We start from the raw sequence: 15935 nt of genomic DNA, 5'->3' as shown, positions 1-15935 counted from the left end.
GCCAATCCCGGAAAGATCCCGCTCGAGCTGATCGAGGTCCAGGTCGGATCCTACACCGGCGAGGACGACATCATCCGCGTCGAGGATATCTACGGACGCTGACACCAGAACCCGTCTCGAACACAGGGAACGGGCGGCTGCTTGCGATCCGTCGCAGCCGTCCCGCGCGGTTCGGTCGGGTCGAAGTCTCCAGACCGGTGCGGCGTCAGGCGCTCCGGTCGGATGGGCGAGCCCTGCGGCTTCGGGTAACGCCCCAGGGCTCGCCAGCGTCACGGCACCCTGGTTACGGCTTGGTGGCGGGGGCCGGATTCGTCGTCGTCGCTGGAGGCGCGGGGTTTGCCGGCGCAGTGCTGGCTGGGGGCGGCGGAGGCGCGGGGTTCTCGGCCTTTTTCTCGTCCTTGCAGGCCGTGAGCGCGAGCAAGCCGACGAGCGGCAGCAGATAGCGAATACGCACGAGCGTTCCTCCTGTTTGGCCAGTGTAGCTCGAGAGGAACGTCACGCGGGCGATGTTCGATCCAGTCCGAATCGATCCCGGCCCCGCGCCCGACGCTAGGCCGATGGATCATGCCGCGAAGACCGAGTGCGGCCGGTTCGTCACGCAGGCGCAACCGGCAGACCGTCATTCACGGCCGCTTCGGACCCATCGCGACCGTAGGGACGACACAACCGCCTTCTCGGAGGCAGCCGCTCGGCCCCCCTGGAATGGTGCCCGTCTGATGGTGCCCTTCCTACCCTCCTCACGCCAAGCTGGTTGAACGGCGAGCGGTTCGCTCGATCGCATCGGCGATGACCCGGTACAGGGATGGGGGCAGGTCATGGCCCATCCCGGCGATCAACATCATCTCGGCATCCGGGATCGAAGCCGCCGTGTCCGCACCGCAGGCAGGCGGAATGAGAGGATCGTCCGTCCCGTGAACGACGAGGGTCGGCGCCGTGATCGCGGCGAGCCGTGAACGGCGGTCGCCAGCCATTCCCACCGCTGCGAGTTGGCGCCCGAACCCGCTTGGCGCACGGCCTCGCCGAACCTCCTCCCTGAGGAGCGCACGGCACCACGGAAACCGTCAGGGTTCCAGCGCTCCGGCAGAGACCGGTCGGCCCCTGCGACGCAGACACCACCCCCGTTCCAGGAACAATGCCCCCTGCTGAGGGGATAGCCTGACGTGCGACGGCCGCGCCGGCGCACGATGGAATCGGGGTTCACCGCATGAAGCACAAGCCGCTCCGCGAGCAGGTCATCGTGATCACCGGCGCCTCGTCGGGCATCGGCCTCGCCACCGCCCGGATGGCGGCGAAGCGCGGCGCCCGGGTCGTCCTGGCGGCGCGCAGCGGCGACGCCCTGGCGCGGATCCGGGCCGAGATCGAGGGCGTCGGCGGCAAGGCGATCCACGTCGTGGCCGATGTCGGCAACCGCGCGGACGTGCAGGCCGTCGCCGACTCGGCCGAGGCGACCTTCGGCGGCTTCGACACCTGGGTGAACGTCGCCGGCGTCTCGATCTACGGGCGATTGCGCGAGATCAGCGACGCGGACCATGAGCGCCTGATCCAAACCAACTTCTGGGGGACGGTGTTCGGATCGCTGGTGGCGACCGAGCACCTGCGCCAGCATGGCGGCGCGCTCATCAACGTCGGGAGCATCGCCTCGGACCTCGCCTTCCCGTTCCAGGGCATGTACGCGGCCTCGAAGCACGCGGTGAAGGGCTTCACCGACGCCCTGCGCATGGAGCTGATGGTCGAGAAGGCGCCGGTGTCGGTGACGCTGATCAAGCCGGCCTCGATCGACACGCCCCTGCCTCAGCGGGCGCGCAACTACATGGACCGCGAGCCGAGCCTGCCGCCGCCGATCTATCCGCCCGACGAGGTCGCCAACGCCGTCCTGCACGCCGCCGTCCATCCGCAGCGCGATATCTTCGTCGGCGGCGCCGGCAAGGCCTTCACGGCCGGTAAGGAATTTGCTCCGGGCGCCTACGATTACCTCGCCCCGGCGATCGTCGCCCTGCAGAAGCGCGCGAGCGCTCCCCGCAACCCGGACGGCGCCCTGCACGCGCCGATCCCGGCCGGGGAGACCCGGGGCGATCCGCCCGTGCCGGTCATGCGCAGCAGCGCATACACGCGGGCGACCCTGCACCCGCTCACCGCGGCGGCCGGCCTCCTCGGTGTCGGCGCCGCAACGGCCTTCGCGGTGCTCGGGACTGCCTCCGTGCGGAGCCGGCGCCGGTAAGTGCCGGCCGCCGACGATCCCCGGTCCGTCCACGGACGAGAGGATGATCGGCCGGATCGAGACCGGCCGCCGCTCCCGGCACCGCGGCGGCATTGATCCGAAGGTGTTCCGGAGCACGTCGTTCGCGAAAGCTTGAGCATACATCGGGGTCACAGCGCGAACACAGTCGCGAACCCGATGGAGGCTACAATGACCTGGACCAACCGCATCACCATCGCCACCACCCTGATCGGCGGCGCGATCGCGCTGATGGTGTACGCGCAGGCGCTGGGCCTGCCCGCGCACTTCGTCTGAGCGGATGCGGGCGGGCGGGGCGAAGCCCCGCCCGCCCTCTGGCCGTCAGGTCATGCGCACCAGCACGTCGTCCTTCCAGAGGATGCGGTGCAGGACCGCCATGGCGGCGTGACCCAGGATGACGGCCAGCAGGACGAAGGCGAGCCAGTAATGGAACAGGTCGCCCGGAACCATCATCCAGGCGATCTTGTTGTCCCGCCCGGGCATGAACGGGATGCCGTAGGGCGCGAAGGGCTTGCCCGAGCCGTACTGGCGGAGCAACGCCAGAGACGGCACGACGATCATCAGGCCGTAGATCACGCCGTGCCCGATGGTCGCGGCGCGCCCCAGGCGGCCCGTATGAGGCGGGCGCCGCCGGAGGTTCGCGAATCCCCAGGCCCCGCGCAATAGGACCAGCACGAACAGCGTCGCGCCCAGGGTGAAGTGGCTGCCGCCCACGAAGCGCGTCACCGCGGTGTCGCCGATGGTGACGTAGAGCATCGCGCCGGTGAACTGCCACGCGAACAGCGCGGCCATCACCCAGTGGAAGCCGCGGCTGATGCGGCCGTAGCGCCGCGGCGTGTCGCGCCAGACCGCGGATCGGCGCCCCTCCCCGAGCGGCGGCGCGGGGAAGCGGGAGACGGCGGTCACGCCGCGTCTCCGCCCCAGAGATCGCCCACCCTGTCGCGCGTCGCGAGGATCTCGGCCGCCGCCGCCGTGAGGGCCCGGTCCGGTCCGGGCTGACGCAGATAGGTGGCGAGGTCGCGCGACAGCCGCTCCAGCGGGTGCGTCCGCAGGAAGCCCTGGAGGCCGACGGAGCGCTGCGCCAGCCGGAGCACGTCGAGGCCGGCCTTCTCCACCGCGAGCCGGCACAGGTTGACGAAGGCCACCATCCGCTCCGGGGCCAGCACTCCGTCGGCCGCCAGGGCGGCCGCCCGGACCACCCATTGCCGCGCTCCCTCGACGGCGATCGCCCCCTCGCCGAGGCGGGCGAGCTGATGCGGATCCGCGCCGCGCCCGAGCTGGACGAGGTGCGTCCGCCACGCGTCGAACACCGCCTCGATGCCGCCGAGCTGAACCGCCGTGAAGCGCCACGCGCCGGCCGAGAAATCCGGCTGGCGGAAGTAACCGTCGGGTCCGCCGAGCACGGCGTCGGCCGGAACCCGCAGGCCGTCGAAATCGAGGGTGCCGGTGGCCGAGGCGCGCATGCCCTGCGCCTGCCAGGGGGACAGGTCGGCACCGGCCCCGGGCGCGAGCGGAACGACCAGCATGAGGGTCCCCTCCCCGCCCGGCGCTCGCGTGGTGACCAGGGCACGGGTCACGAAGCCCGCCCCCGACGCGAAGGTCTTCACGCCGGTCAGGCGATACCCGGCCTCGTCTTCCGCGAGGAGGAGGCCTCCGCCGGGTGGCTCCGTGTTCCAGACGCCGAATAGGTGGCCGGCCCGGGCATCGGCGAACAGGCGCGCGCATTGATCGGGATCGCCGTGGCGGGCGACGAGTTGCAGGGCATTGACGTGGCCCTCGTAGACCCGTCCGAGCGCGAGGCTGCCGGAGCCGACGAGACGGAGAACGTCGATCAGGTTCCGGGCTCCCGGTTCCTCGCCCAGGCCGGCCCCGCCCCACCCCGCCGGAACGGGGGCCGCCAACAAGCCGAGGCGGACGAGGTCGGCGACATCGTCGCTCGGGAAGCCGTCGTCGCGATCCTCGGCCCGCGCGCGCTGCGCCGCCGACAGGGACACGGCGCGTGCCGCGCCCACCACGTCGTGCGTCAGGTCGGCAGGCGTCCGTTGGTCCATGATGCCCCCATCCAGGCCACAGCCGCCCCGGTCGCAACGACTGCGCGGCCGGTCGCCCACGCAAAGAGTGTAACATTAGGCTACTGGTAACGTCGGCGTGATCAGCCGTCGCAGTGGGGACGATGGGCTGGGACGGATCGGGCGAGGCCGCCTGTGCGCGCCGCGCGCCATATCGGTGTGTCCGGAAGGCACCGCCTCGCTGCGGCGCGCCTTCCAGTCCGTCTTCGCGCAGGGGATCGTGTGGCGTCAGCCGCGATCGCGCGGCCACCTCCCCTTGGGGCGTGCTGCCGCCGACGGGGTGATCATCGTTTACAGGCACATCCCGGACATAAAGCCTGACAGCATCACAACCGCCTGAGTAGTGTTTCCACAGATAAATTAATAGGAATACCAGTCTGATCATGGCGCCGGTCGCGATGTCCGGCCCGAGCAATGCAGGCAAGATGTCTTATAACAAAGACGAATGGCTGATTCTTGCCGTCGAAATGGGGAAAATATCCTTTCCGGATCTGTCGGGTTATAAGCTAACCTTTGATGACGAGTTCGATACGCGCAGCATTTCCCAGACAGGTGCCGGCACCACCTATGCCGATATCCGCCCGGATTAGCGCTACGATGCCAATTCCGACATCGGTTTCGGCCGTTCATCGTTCGTCGATTCAGGCTCGGGTTACGATCCGTTCAGCGTGCAAGGCGGGGCGCTGACGATCACAGCCAAGCCTGATCCGACCACGTCCGGCTATCCGGGAAGCTGGGAATCCGGCCTCATCACCACGCAGGGCAACTTCTCGCAGAAGTACGGCCACTTCGAAGTCCGGGCCGATTTCTCGTCCCAGTCCGGCGCCTGGGACGCGTTCTGGCTGATGCCCGACAAGCAGATCGCCGATCCGAACAAGGCCGGGGGCTGGCAGGAACTCGATGTCGTCGAGCATTACGGAAACTACGACGCGGGTGTCTACAGCACGATCCACACCACCGACTCGCAGAACGGCGTGCCGTGGCAGGACAATCGTCAGGTCTTCAGCGCGAGCGCTAATCCGGCCGGCTATCACACCTACGGCGTGAACTGGCAGTCGGACCGGATCAGTTTCTACGTCGACGGCGAGCTGAAGGGGTCCCAGGCGACGCCGTCGGACATGCGAAGTCCGATGTACTTGATGACCAACCTGGCGACGCAGGACGGCGCCTCGGGCGGCTCCATCGCGTCGCACATCGATTACATCCGCGCTTACTCGAACGACCCGAATGCGACAGCCGTAACGCAGGGTGCCGTCTCCGCGCCGGATGGGCGCGATCCGGGCCTGTATGGCGCGAGAGCCGCCACCGCGACGGCCAGCGGCGGCACCGGCACAAGCTCGGGCACCACCACCGGTCAGACCGCCACCGCCGGGCAGACCACCACCACCGCGACGAACACCAGCGGCCCCGGCGACAACCCGGGCCGCTCCACTACCGGCCAGAGCGACGGCAACACCGTTTCCGGCGGTACGACCGCCAGCTCGGGCGATACCGCCACGAACACAGGCCCAAGCCCGACGTTAGCCGGGGCGGACACGGATCATCAGCTGACAACCGGCGCCGCGAACACCGCGAGCACGCCAAGTCAGACCGAGCCCGTCGTGGTCGCGCCGCAGGCTCCTTCTCTCTCCAGCGCCGGCTCGACCGGCACGGCAGCGAGTGGAAGCGAAACGCAGAGCGTACCGACTGCCACCGTGGCAGATCACACCGTACCTGTGTCGCCGCCCGGTACGGACACGGTCCCCACACCGGCGGCCACGACTTCGAGCACTCCCGTCGATACGGGAAGCGCGCCGAATCCCGTCGCCGCAACGTCCACCGGATACAACGGCTTGCCCAGTTCGACGGGCGGCAACGACGCCTTCCGGGCGTTCACGGCTTCACCCAAGGCGCGAGCGGCCGCGCTGTCAGCACAGAAGAAGATCGTCCAGTACGCCGAGAAACACCCGGAAAGCGCCGGGTTGGCCAACCGGATGCTGGAAACCCTGATGCACTTCTGGTGACCGGTCGACGCTTAGAAGCGCGGGAGGCCCCGGGGTCTCCCGCTCCGGTCCGTCCTCAGGGTCGTCAGGTTCAAGAGGCGACCGGCCGGAACATTTCCATCCCGCCGCTCGGTCAAAGTGCCGGTGCGGGCATGTGAATTCCGGGCTCGCTCGACCGCGTCTCCCCGATCCTGAACCTCGCCCCGGCCTGCCCGCCTCGGCGGATCACGATCCCCGGCATGTCGGGCTCACGGGGTGGCCGGAAGACTTGCCGACTCGGGCTACCGGTCCGTGCTGCCGGCCGCCAGCACGGCGTCGGGTCCCAGCATCGGCTCGACGGCATCGACGAGGCGGACGCAGAAGCTCGTCATCTCCTCGTTGCGGGCCCCCAGATCCGTCGCGCGGCGTTCCGCCAGCTCCGCGCGATGCTCGGCCTCCGCGAGGTCCCGGCAGGTCTGCCGCAACAGGTTGCGCGTCTCGGTAAGGTCGGCCCGCAGGTGCTCGATCTCGCCGAGCAGGCGCGTCCGCTCCGCCTTCACGGAGGCCAGCAGGTGCTGGGCGCGCTCGAAGATCCGCTCGCCCTCGTCCTCGACGAAGCGCTGCCTCTGGATCGCGGCCTCGATCATCTGCAGGGTCAGGGCCGGCTCCGGCAGACGCTGCGGAAGCCCGCGATCCCCCTCCGGGGCGCGCGGATCCGGGGAGCGCTCGGCAACCAGACTGGTCCGGCTCAGCGACTGCGCGTCCATGAGCGGCTGACGATCAGCGCATCAGTTCTCCGACGCCTGCTGCGCCTCGATGAGGTCCTGACCGCCGACTTCGATGGGGGCGAACCCTGCGCTGGGCTTGCGGCGGAAGCCGTTCAATACCGCATCGTGGATGCGGACGAGCCACGTCTCGGCCTCGTTGGCCCTCGCCTCGGCCGTCCGCGCCCGCTCCTCGGCCTTCTGCGCCCGACGCTCGGCGGCCGCGATCTTGACGTTGAGCTCCCGCATCTCCTCGTTGGCGGTCGTCGTGACCTGGTGCAGTTGCGCCTCCAGATCGGCGACGCGCTCCTCGTTGATGCTGATCGCCTCCGTCGCCTCGCGGATCAGATCGAGCGCCGAGGACCAGTCCCGGGACACGCCCGGCATCTTGTGAACCTCGGAGGCCTCGCGATGCAGCGTCTCGGACCGGGTATTGACCGCGGCCTCCTGCTGCAGGGGCATCGAACCGTCCGGCTTGATCCCGCGCATCAGCCACGTCGCGGTCATCGACGAGTTCGAGTCCTTGAACGCTTGGTCTGCCAATGCCGCCTCCACACGTAGCATGATGAGAATCTCCGATTTCGAAGCTAGCTGACGCGGTCGGAGGGAACGAAGGGCCGAACGTTACTCTTCGCGTCCGCGGCCGCCGCGGGTCGTCCGGCTGCGGGCTCGGCCTGCGCGGACGCGTCGCCGTCGTCGAAGCTGCGGAAGCGCCGCGTGTCCCGCTTGAGCGACTCGTACTGCTTCTGAAGGGCGATGCGGCTCTCGCGGGCGATGTCGAGCGCCCCCTGCGTCATCGCCCGCTCGGAGCGCTCGGACTGCAGATCCTCCACGAGCCTGCGGTTGGCCACCTCGAGTTCCTGGATCTCGGCCTCGTGGCGCCGCGCCAGCTGCTCCATGCGCTCGGACAGGAGGGCTGCGCGCGAGGTCGCCTGCTCCACCGCGACATCCTTCGCCGCCAGCGCCTTGGCCAGCATGTCGCACCGGTTGTCCAGGTCCGACCGGATCCGCTGCGCGTCGAGCAGGCGCTCGGTCTGGCGGGCGAGATCCGCCTGGACCGCCTCGACCCGGCGGTCGGCCGTCGCGCGCTCGATGACCGCCTCCTTGACGGTCCGCTCCGCCACGCGCAGCGCCTCGTCCTTCTCCCGAAGCTGGGCGCGGAGCTGAACCAGCAGCTGCTCGGTGGCTGACGCGCGGTTGGTCGCGGCCTCGAGCTTCATCGTGAGGCTCGCCCGCTCCGTCCGCAGCCCGCCAATCTCGGATTCGTGCTGCGCATCCGCCTTCTGGCGGGCCGCGACCTCGGCCGCGAAATCGGCCTCGATCGCGAGCAGCCGCTGCCGCTCGGTCTCGGCCTCCTCGCGCAAGGTTTCGTAGCGGGCCACCGTGTCGGCCAGCCGCGCCTCCTGCTCCTCGCACAGCAGCTGAAGGCGACGATTGTCCTGGTCGAGGATCGCGAAGCGCTCGCGCGTCTCGGCCAGGTCGCGCTCCGACCGGGACAGGGCCTGATCGGCGGCCTGCGCCTCGAGGCGCAGGGCCTTGTTCTCGCCGGACAGGGCCTTCGTCTGCTCCACCTCGGCGGCGAGCTGCCGTTCGTAGTTCTCGGTCGCGAGACTCTTGTCGCGTACGCTGACGCGCAGCTGCTCCAGTTCGATATCCCGTGTGTGGATACCGCTCTCCAGACGGGTGACCTCCGCGGTCATCGCCGCGCACTCGTTCGTCAGGGTCGCCGTCCTGACGGCGAGTTCGCCCACCTCCCGCCGCGCCGCGAGGGCGGATTGCTGCTCCTTGGCGAACAGCGCCTCGACCTCGGCCAGCCGCATCGTGGCGCGCGGAAGCTCCTCGGAGATGGCGATCAGGGGCGTGAGGACCGAGGAAAAGTCTTCCTGCAGCGACTTCAGTTCTTCGAGCCGGCCGCTCATCTCGCTGACGCGCATGCGGACCAATTCGTCGCGCTGCCCGATGGCATCGAGCGGATCACGCGACGGCGACTGAACTGCTGCTGTCTGCAACTCAGCCGCACCACTAGAACGCAATTCTTCACGCTGAGGGTATTGTACTGCCGCCTGCGACCGCTTGCTGTCCGTAAGGTCGACCGCCCGATCCGCCGAAAACAAACCATTCCGAAACGGCGACCATGCCATCAAACGTCTCCGAGCCGCCAGATTCCGTAAGCGTTAATTTTATGCTACTGCTATCTGACAGGGCTTTGTCAATCTCCAGATTCTGTCATCCCGCCGAGGATTGAGGATCCGGTCCCGGCCCGCGACCCCGGCCAGACGGACGTGGCACCCCGGTGCAATCCGGCAACAGGATCGGGTCGTCCTGCCGGCGGCCATCCCGGTCGCCGTGTCGACCGGCGTCGTCGACCCTATCGCGCGTGCGACGACCGTCAGGATCCCTGCGATCCGCGCATCGTGGCGGCTGTGCGTGAATGCCCCGGCCGGCCTCGACGACCCGTGACCCCGTCCGACGGAGGACTTGGAGGGAGCTGACAGTGCTGGTGGTCGCGAATGCGCTGCCGCCCACGAGATTATCGATAAAACATAGGGGATCAGCGGCACCGTCGACACGGCCGTGCTCACAGACCGCATTTTTATTGACAACTTCGGACCGGTCACGGACGATCAGCGCAACAATCACGAGGGAGGAAGGTGCGATGCGCAGTGCGGGCACCGGGATGGCGGCCGTGTTCGCCTGGAGCCTGCTCGCGGCCGGAACGGCCGCGGCGGCCGAGCCCGTCCAGATCACCATGTGGTCGAACTGGCCCGACGAACCGGCCAAGAAGGATTGGGTGGCCGCGCGCGTCCGGGACTTCGAGGCCGCCAACAAGCAATGCGCGGTCAAGCTGAGCTTCATCCCCAAAGCCGACATCTACACGCAGGCCAAATCCGCCGTCCGTACAGGGCAGGCACCCGACGTCTTCTATCTGGAGCCCGATCAACCCGAGTTCCTGACGGGCGGCTTCCTCGAACCGCTCGACGGTCATGTCGACTTGGCCAAGCTCGAGGATTGGGCGAAGCCGGCCTGGACCTACAAAGGCAAGGTCTACGGTCTGCCCGTCGAGGCGTACACGGTCGAGTTGTACTACAACAAGGACTTGGTGAAGAAAGTCGGGGTCGAGGTACCGCCCTCCTTCCAGCTCACGCAATCCGGCTTCGCGGACTTGGTCAGGAAGGGCGCCGCCGCCGGCATCACGCCGGTGTCCCAGGGCGTCGGCGACCGGCCGTTCCCCGGCGGCCTGCTTCTCTTCGAGTCGCTCCTGCGCAAGCTGGGCACCGAGGATTACGGGAAGCTCCTGAACGGGAACCTGTCGTTCAAGGACCCCCGCGTCGTCGAGGTAATGACTTGGCTCAAGGGTCTGGTCGATGCCGGCGCCTATCCGAAGAGCTTCGCGACGCTGAAACTGGGCGAGTCTCACTACTACTTCTACCAGAAGCCGGGTTCGCTGACCTTCCCGGATCCGAGCTGGTTCACGGGACGAGCCTTCGCCTCGCCGGAGAGCGGCGGCATGCCGACGAGCTTTCCCCTCGGCATCATGCAGTTCCCCTCCATGGACGAGGGCAAATGCCCGACCTGCAAGACGCTGGCGGTCGCCGGCAGCTTCGTGATGTACGCGCGCGGGAAGAACAAGGCGTGCGCCGGGGCGCTGCTCGAATCCATGGCCACGGTCGGGAACGGCGACAAATGGACGGAGCAGGTATCCCTGCAGACCGGCCTGAAGTCGGATCCCTCAAAGATCAACTCCAGCCATGCCGACTATTTCGCGGAACTGAACGCCCGCAACACGGGCGCCACTTACTTCTTCGGCACTCCGCTGATGTACTATCGCGGCAAGTGCGCCGAGACCTATACCCAGGTCATCAACAACGCCCTTCCGGCCGGGCTCATCGGCGTGGGTGAGGCCGCCGACAAGATGGACGCGGCCTGCCGCAAAGGGAGCTGACGCGGTGGCGGGCAGCACTGCGCTCGAGACCGAGGCGGCACCCTTGGAACGCGCACCGGCCATCGGGCGCGTGTCGGATCCGCGCCGGGCGAGTTGGCTTGTCCTGGTCGTCTTCCTCGCCCCCGCGCTCGTGATCTATCTCGGCCTGACGGCCTACCCGGCCTTCCGGACGATCTTCGACAGCCTGTTCACGATCGAGGGCTCGGAGCGCAGCTATGTCGGGCTCGCCAACTACCGCGACCTGCTCGGCGACGAGACGTTCTGGATTGCGGTCCGCAATACGTTCGTGTGGGCCTTCGTCGCCCCGATCCTGGACGTCGCCACCGGCCTCCTCCTGGCGCTCGCGCTCTATGCGGGCATTCCCTTCTCGCGCTTCTTCAGGGTGGCGTGGTTCACGCCCGTCCTTCTCTCCTACGTGGTGGTCGCGATCCTCTGGATGTGGATCTACAACTACGATTGGGGCGTGGTGAACGAGGGCCTTCGGGCCGCCGGGCTCGACGCCTTGACCCGGTCCTGGCTCGGCGATCCGAACACGGCGCTGGCGGCCCTCATCGTGACGCATGCCTGGAAATGGGCCGGGTTCAACATGGTGGTCTGTCTGGCCGCCATCCACGCGCTGCCGTCGGAGGTTCTGGAGGCGGCGGAACTCGACAATTGCGGCTGGGGCGCGAAGCTCCGCTACGTGATCGTGCCGATGCTGCGGCCCACGCTGCTCAACCTCTACGTCCTCGCCTTCATCGGGAAGATGAAGGTGTTCGATCTCGTCTGGATCATGACCGGCGGCGGGCCGCTCTGGGCGACCGAGACGGTCTCGACCTACGTCTACAAGCGCGCCTTCAACTGGAACACCTTCGATCTCGGCTACCCGTCGGCCATCGCGACCGTCTGGTTCGGCGTGGTCTGCGCGGCCGTCATCGTTCTCAACCGGGTCTTCAAATCCCGCGATCGGTTGGAGTACTGACGTGAGCGCCGACGCGACCCTGCCCCCGGCCCGCGGGCGGGGCGGCTTCCTGGCGAGCCGGACCGCCCTCGCGGTCGTGATCGCCGCCTACACCGCCTACACGCTGGGGCCGTTCCTGTGGCTGGCCACCATGTCGGTGCGCACCACGGGCGAGATCTCGGCGGACCACTACGCGTGGCCCCGTCCGTTCCACTGGGAGCAGTTCCGGATCGCCTGGGTCGATTCCGACTTCGCCACCTATTTCTGGAACTCGACCATCGTCGTCGTCGCCGCGGTCGCCGCGGTGACGCTGGTTGGCGCCGCGGCCGCCCACGCCCTCGCCCGCTACCGTTTCCGCGGCAACCGCATCATCTACGGCATCCTGTTCTCGTCGATCATCTTCCCGCCGCAGATCACCCTGATCTCGCTCTATCAGATCCTGGTCGATTACGGGCTATACAACAGCCTGCTCGGGCTGACGCTCGTCTACGTCTCGCTCCAGCTGCCGCTGACGGTGTACCTGCTGGAGGGGTTCTTCGCCCGGATCCCGCAGGATCTGTTCGATGCGGCCAAGATGGACGGTTACGGCGACATCGAGATCTTCCGCCGCATCGTCCTGCCGATCGGCATGCCGGCGATCGCCACCACCCTGATCCTGAACTTCATCCAGCTCTGGAACGAGTTCCTGTTCGCGGTGGTGCTCATCACCGACCCGGACAAGCGCACCCTGCCGATCGGCATCCGGGCCTTCATGGGCGACCACTTCCAAGACATCGGCATGATCGCGGCCGGGGTCATGATCTCGGTCGTTCCGGTGATCCTCGCCTACGTCTTCTTCTCCGAAAAGCTGATCCGCGGCATGACCGCGGGCGCCGTCAAGTAAGGGGGCCGAGATGGCGGTCGTTCAGCTGTCCAGGATCTGCAAGCGCTACGGCTCCGGCGGGCCGGTCGTGGTCGACAACGTTGACGTCACGGTCGGGGACGGCGAATTCATGGTGCTCCTCGGTCCGTCCGGATGCGGCAAGTCCACGACGCTGCGCATGATCGCGGGCCTGGAGACCATCTCGTCCGGCACGCTCTCGATCAACGGGCGGACGATGAACGACGTGCCTGCCAAGGACCGCGACATCGCGATGGTGTTCCAGTCCTATGCCCTCTACCCGCACATGACGGTCGCCGAGAACCTGGCCTTCGGCCTCAAGCGCCGCCGCACGCCGTCCGCCGAGGTCGAGCGGCGGGTCAGGGAGGCTGCCGCGATGCTGGGCCTGATCCCCTACCTCGACCGCAAACCGCAGGCCCTGTCGGGCGGGCAGCGCCAGCGCGTCGCCCTGGGGCGCGCCATGGTGCGCGAGCCGATGGTGTTCCTGTTCGACGAGCCGCTCTCGAACCTCGACGCGGCCCTGCGCGTCAACACGCGCAACGAGCTGATCAAGCAGCATCATCGGCTCGCCTCCACGATGATCTACGTGACCCACGACCAGGTCGAGGCGATGACCATGGGGACGCGGATCTGCGTGATGAACGGCGGGCGCGTTGCCCAAGTCGGGAAACCGCTCGACGTCTACTGGAACCCCGCCGACACCTTCGTCGCCCGTTTCCTCGGCGCGCCGCCGATGAACCTGTTCACCGTGCCGGTCTCCGGCGGTGATCGGGTCCGCACGGCCGCGATCGAGACCGCCCTCACGCGCTGGTCGCCCGCCGTGCTCGCCCCCCTTGCCGCCGGCGAGGTCGTGCTCGGCGTCCGGGCGGAGGACCTACACCTGTCCGTTGAGGCCGCCGGGGCCGCGGCGGCGGGCCGGATCCGCGGGCGGGTATTCGCCGTCGAACCCCTCGGCGCCGAGACGCTCCTCGCCGTCGAGACGGAGGGCGGAACCGAGTGCACGGCGCGCCTGCCGCGCGACACCCGCGCGAGGGTGGGCGAGGTCGTCGACCTGTTCTTCCGGCCCGATGCGGCCTTCCTGTTCGACCCCCGGTCCACCGCGGCGGTCCCCGCGCTCTCGCGACCGGGCGGTGACCCGGGTCGGGCTGGAGGGGTCCATTGAGCGCCGTCCGACGGATAGGCCTGATCGGGGCCGGATGGGTCACGCAGCATCATCTCAAGGGCTGGGCCGCCCTGCGGGGCCGTGCCGAGGTCGTGGCGATCGCGGACCCGTCCGCCGAGAAGCGCGAAGCGCGCGCCCGGGCGTTCCACGTCCCGCACACCTACGCCGACGCCCACGACATGCTGGCGGCGGGCGGACTCGACGCCGTCGATGTCGCCGCCCCCCGCGCGGTGCATGCGGAGCTTGTCCGCCTGGCGGCCGATCACGGGCTGCCGATCCTCTGCCAGAAGCCCCTGGCCCCGACCTTCGCCGAGGCGGAGGCTCTGGTGGCCGCGGTGCAGGGCCGGTCGCGCCTGATGGTGCACGAGAACTGGCGGTTCCGCACCTATTACCGCGAGATCGCGACGTGGCTTCGCTCCGGGATCATCGGGCGCCCCTTCGCGGCCCGGTTGGAGCTCGTCACGAGCGGCACCCTTCCGGACGACGCCGGGCACTTCCCCGCCCTGGAACGCCAGCCGTTCATGCGTGACGAGGCGCGGATGCTCGTCGCCGAAGTCCTCATCCATCACCTCGATACCCTGCGGATGCTGCTGGGTCCGCTGCAGGTCGCCGCCTGCACGACCAGCCGGACCTGCCCGGACCTCGCGGGGGAGGATACGGCGCTGATCCAACTTGCCGGCGCCGGCGAACTGCCGGTGCAAGTCTTCGCGACCCTGGCGGCACACGGAGCCCCGCCCGCGGCCCCCGATCGCCTCGAGATCCTGGGTCCTGACGGTGCGATCCGGCTCCAAGGCTCCGAATTGTCGATGACCGGGCGCGAGACCCGGCTCCGGACCTTCGACCTCGCCGCCGCCTACGAGGAATCCTACGCGGCCACGATCGCCCACTTCGTCGATCGCCTGGACGACGGCGCTCCGTTCGAGACGGCACCGGCCGACAATCTCGAGACGCTGCGGCTCGTTGAGGATTGCTACCGACTCGCCGGTCGGGCGGAAGCGCGGTGACCGCGGACCGGCAAGCGGGTCCCGTCCCGCCGCTCCGGCACGAGGGCATCGGCGGCGTCGTGGCGCTCCTGGAGGAGGACATCATGTTCGGGCGCCTCGCGCCCGGAGCGCGCCTGACCGAGGATGCCCTGATGGTGCGCTTCGGCGCCTCCCGTCACTTCATCCGCCAGACCCTCGTGGAGATGGAGCGCCGGGGCGTCGTGCAGCGGGAGCGGAACGTTGGGGCGACGGTGAGGTCCTATTCCGCCGAGGAGGTGCGGCAGATCTACGAAGTCCGCGAGATGCTCACGCGGCAGGCGATGCTGATGATCGCGCTGCCGGCCGAGCCCGGTCTGATCGCCAGCCTCGACGCGCTGCAGGACGCCTACCGCGACACGGTGGAGAAGCGGGACCTGCGCGGCATCCACGAGGCGAACGACGCCTTCCACATCGCCCTGTTCGATGCGTGCGGGAACCCATACCTCGTGCGCACGCTCACCGACTACATGGGCCTCACGCTGCCCATGCGCGCCAAGAACCTGGCGGATGCCGACGGCCTCCGGCTCTCGGTCGATCAGCATGGGACCATGATCGAGCTCTTGCGCGGGCGCGATCGCTGGGCGCTCGCGCAGCTCGCCGTCGATCACATGCAGGCGAGCAAGGCCGATTACCTCGCGCGCATCGCCAACCCCGAGAGCAGGCGCGCGGGGTCGTCCCTGTCGTCGGCGGGCAGGACCGCCTCGGCCGTGCTCGCACGGGGCAAGCCAACGCGCGAGCCATTGCGGGTGGCCGACCCCGCGATGTCGGCGCCGGAGACGTCCTCCGGCTTCGACTGATCAGGATCCGCACGGACCGGTCGGCGCCAGTTCGCAGACGGGTCGAGCGCCATGGGATCAGCGACGCGCGGAGACGGGCGTAGCGGTGTGCCCCCCGGATCGGCCGGCCCGGCACGTCGGTATCTTGGGCATGCTTGACCCGACCCGCGTGATCCGACCTC

Annotated in this window: 15 protein-coding genes and 1 pseudogene; 10 read left to right on the top strand and 6 right to left on the bottom strand. The window is 68.7% G+C overall.

The features are described 5' to 3' along the window. Positions 1-102, top strand: a 102-nt coding sequence (locus MFF58_RS32350) for a hypothetical protein (protein ID WP_132368140.1), incomplete at its 5' end; no start/stop codon positions are given. Between the two features lie 635 nt (positions 103-737). Here MFF58_RS32350 and MFF58_RS23950 read toward each other — a convergent pair. After that, positions 738-1013: pseudogene (locus MFF58_RS23950) on the bottom strand (alpha/beta fold hydrolase); the annotation flags it as partial. Between the two features lie 191 nt (positions 1014-1204). Here MFF58_RS23950 and MFF58_RS23945 point away from each other — a divergent pair. Beyond that, on the top strand, positions 1205-2218 hold the full coding sequence (locus tag MFF58_RS23945) for an SDR family oxidoreductase (RefSeq protein WP_238291516.1): 1014 nt from the start codon (positions 1205-1207) through the stop codon (positions 2216-2218). A 339-nt stretch (positions 2219-2557) separates the two neighbouring features. Here the strand turns inward: MFF58_RS23945 and MFF58_RS23940 are convergent, their stop codons facing one another. Beyond that, on the bottom strand, positions 2558-3142 hold the full coding sequence (locus tag MFF58_RS23940) for a cytochrome b (RefSeq protein WP_238291515.1): 585 nt from the start codon (positions 3140-3142) through the stop codon (positions 2558-2560). Further along, positions 3139-4287, bottom strand: coding sequence for an acyl-CoA dehydrogenase family protein (locus MFF58_RS23935; RefSeq protein ID WP_238291514.1), 1149 nt, complete (start codon positions 4285-4287; stop codon positions 3139-3141). The genes MFF58_RS23940 and MFF58_RS23935 overlap by 4 nt, the downstream gene beginning before the upstream one ends. A 401-nt stretch (positions 4288-4688) precedes the next feature. Here MFF58_RS23935 and MFF58_RS23930 point away from each other — a divergent pair, with 401 nt between their 5' ends. Together MFF58_RS23930 and MFF58_RS23925 are read left to right on the top strand one after the other, a co-directional pair. Beyond that, entirely contained in the window at positions 4689-4895 is a 207-nt protein-coding gene (locus MFF58_RS23930; protein WP_238291513.1) for a hypothetical protein, read from the top strand. Positions 4896-4973: 78 nt separating this feature from the next. After that, positions 4974-6308 (top strand): glycoside hydrolase family 16 protein, encoded by a 1335-nt coding sequence (locus MFF58_RS23925; protein ID WP_238291512.1) that lies wholly within the window; start codon positions 4974-4976, stop codon positions 6306-6308. Between the two features lie 260 nt (positions 6309-6568). Here the strand turns inward: MFF58_RS23925 and MFF58_RS23920 are convergent, their stop codons facing one another. From MFF58_RS23920 to MFF58_RS23910, 3 genes are read right to left on the bottom strand one after another with little or no spacing between them, the layout of a single operon-like run. Beyond that, the gene (locus MFF58_RS23920) at positions 6569-7033 is read right to left on the bottom strand and encodes an ATP synthase subunit B family protein (protein ID WP_238291511.1); all 465 of its coding nucleotides are present in this window, start codon (positions 7031-7033) and stop codon (positions 6569-6571) included. A 21-nt stretch (positions 7034-7054) separates the two neighbouring features. Beyond that, a complete protein-coding gene (locus MFF58_RS23915) occupies positions 7055-7594 on the bottom strand; it encodes a hypothetical protein (RefSeq protein WP_238291510.1) in 540 nt (179 codons plus the stop codon). 23 nt (positions 7595-7617) lie between these two features. Then, positions 7618-8964 carry a chromosome partitioning protein ParA gene (locus MFF58_RS23910; RefSeq protein ID WP_238291509.1) on the bottom strand — a complete coding sequence of 449 codons (1347 nt, stop codon included), beginning with the start codon at positions 8962-8964 and terminating at the stop codon, positions 7618-7620. A gap of 722 nt (positions 8965-9686) precedes the next feature. On the opposite strand from MFF58_RS23910, the gene MFF58_RS23905 reads away from it, so the two are divergent. The 6 genes from MFF58_RS23905 (at position 9687) to MFF58_RS23880 (ending at position 15774) form a co-directional block, all read left to right on the top strand. Beyond that, positions 9687-10973, top strand: a complete 1287-nt coding sequence (locus MFF58_RS23905; RefSeq protein WP_238291508.1) for an ABC transporter substrate-binding protein — start codon at positions 9687-9689, stop codon at positions 10971-10973. Between the two features lie 4 nt (positions 10974-10977). Continuing rightward, the gene (locus tag MFF58_RS23900) at positions 10978-11934 is read left to right on the top strand and encodes a carbohydrate ABC transporter permease (RefSeq protein ID WP_238291507.1); all 957 of its coding nucleotides are present in this window, start codon (positions 10978-10980) and stop codon (positions 11932-11934) included. Position 11935: 1 nt separating this feature from the next. Next, entirely contained in the window at positions 11936-12796 is an 861-nt protein-coding gene (locus tag MFF58_RS23895) for a carbohydrate ABC transporter permease (RefSeq protein WP_238291506.1), read from the top strand. A gap of 10 nt (positions 12797-12806) precedes the next feature. Further along, positions 12807-13955 (top strand): ABC transporter ATP-binding protein, encoded by a 1149-nt coding sequence (locus tag MFF58_RS23890; protein WP_238291505.1) that lies wholly within the window; start codon positions 12807-12809, stop codon positions 13953-13955. Next, positions 13952-14959, top strand: coding sequence for a Gfo/Idh/MocA family protein (locus tag MFF58_RS23885; protein ID WP_238291504.1), 1008 nt, complete (start codon positions 13952-13954; stop codon positions 14957-14959). Before MFF58_RS23890 ends, MFF58_RS23885 begins: the two co-directional genes overlap by 4 nt. Positions 14960-15042: 83 nt before the next feature. After that, the gene (locus MFF58_RS23880; protein ID WP_238291520.1) at positions 15043-15774 is read left to right on the top strand and encodes a GntR family transcriptional regulator; all 732 of its coding nucleotides are present in this window, start codon (positions 15043-15045) and stop codon (positions 15772-15774) included. Positions 15775-15935 lie beyond the last annotated feature (161 nt).

It is taken from the genome of Methylobacterium longum (assembly GCF_022179385.1).
GTDB lineage: Bacteria > Pseudomonadota > Alphaproteobacteria > Rhizobiales > Beijerinckiaceae > Methylobacterium > Methylobacterium longum.
This window is presented reverse-complemented; position numbering and strand designations above follow the sequence as displayed.

Coding starts and splice junctions, on each gene's coding strand:
- MFF58_RS23945 (WP_238291516.1), top strand. CDS start 1,205: ATGAAGCACAAGCCGCTCCGCGAGCAGGTCATCGTGATCACCGGCGCC.
- MFF58_RS23935 (WP_238291514.1), bottom strand. CDS start 4,287: ATGGACCAACGGACGCCTGCCGACCTGACGCACGACGTGGTGGGCGCG.
- MFF58_RS23930 (WP_238291513.1), top strand. CDS start 4,689: ATGGCGCCGGTCGCGATGTCCGGCCCGAGCAATGCAGGCAAGATGTCT.
- MFF58_RS23920 (WP_238291511.1), bottom strand. CDS start 7,033: ATGGACGCGCAGTCGCTGAGCCGGACCAGTCTGGTTGCCGAGCGCTCC.
- MFF58_RS23915 (WP_238291510.1), bottom strand. CDS start 7,594: ATGCTACGTGTGGAGGCGGCATTGGCAGACCAAGCGTTCAAGGACTCG.
- MFF58_RS23910 (WP_238291509.1), bottom strand. CDS start 8,964: ATGCGCGTCAGCGAGATGAGCGGCCGGCTCGAAGAACTGAAGTCGCTG.
- MFF58_RS23905 (WP_238291508.1), top strand. CDS start 9,687: ATGCGCAGTGCGGGCACCGGGATGGCGGCCGTGTTCGCCTGGAGCCTG.
- MFF58_RS23890 (WP_238291505.1), top strand. CDS start 12,807: ATGGCGGTCGTTCAGCTGTCCAGGATCTGCAAGCGCTACGGCTCCGGC.
- MFF58_RS23880 (WP_238291520.1), top strand. CDS start 15,043: ATGTTCGGGCGCCTCGCGCCCGGAGCGCGCCTGACCGAGGATGCCCTG.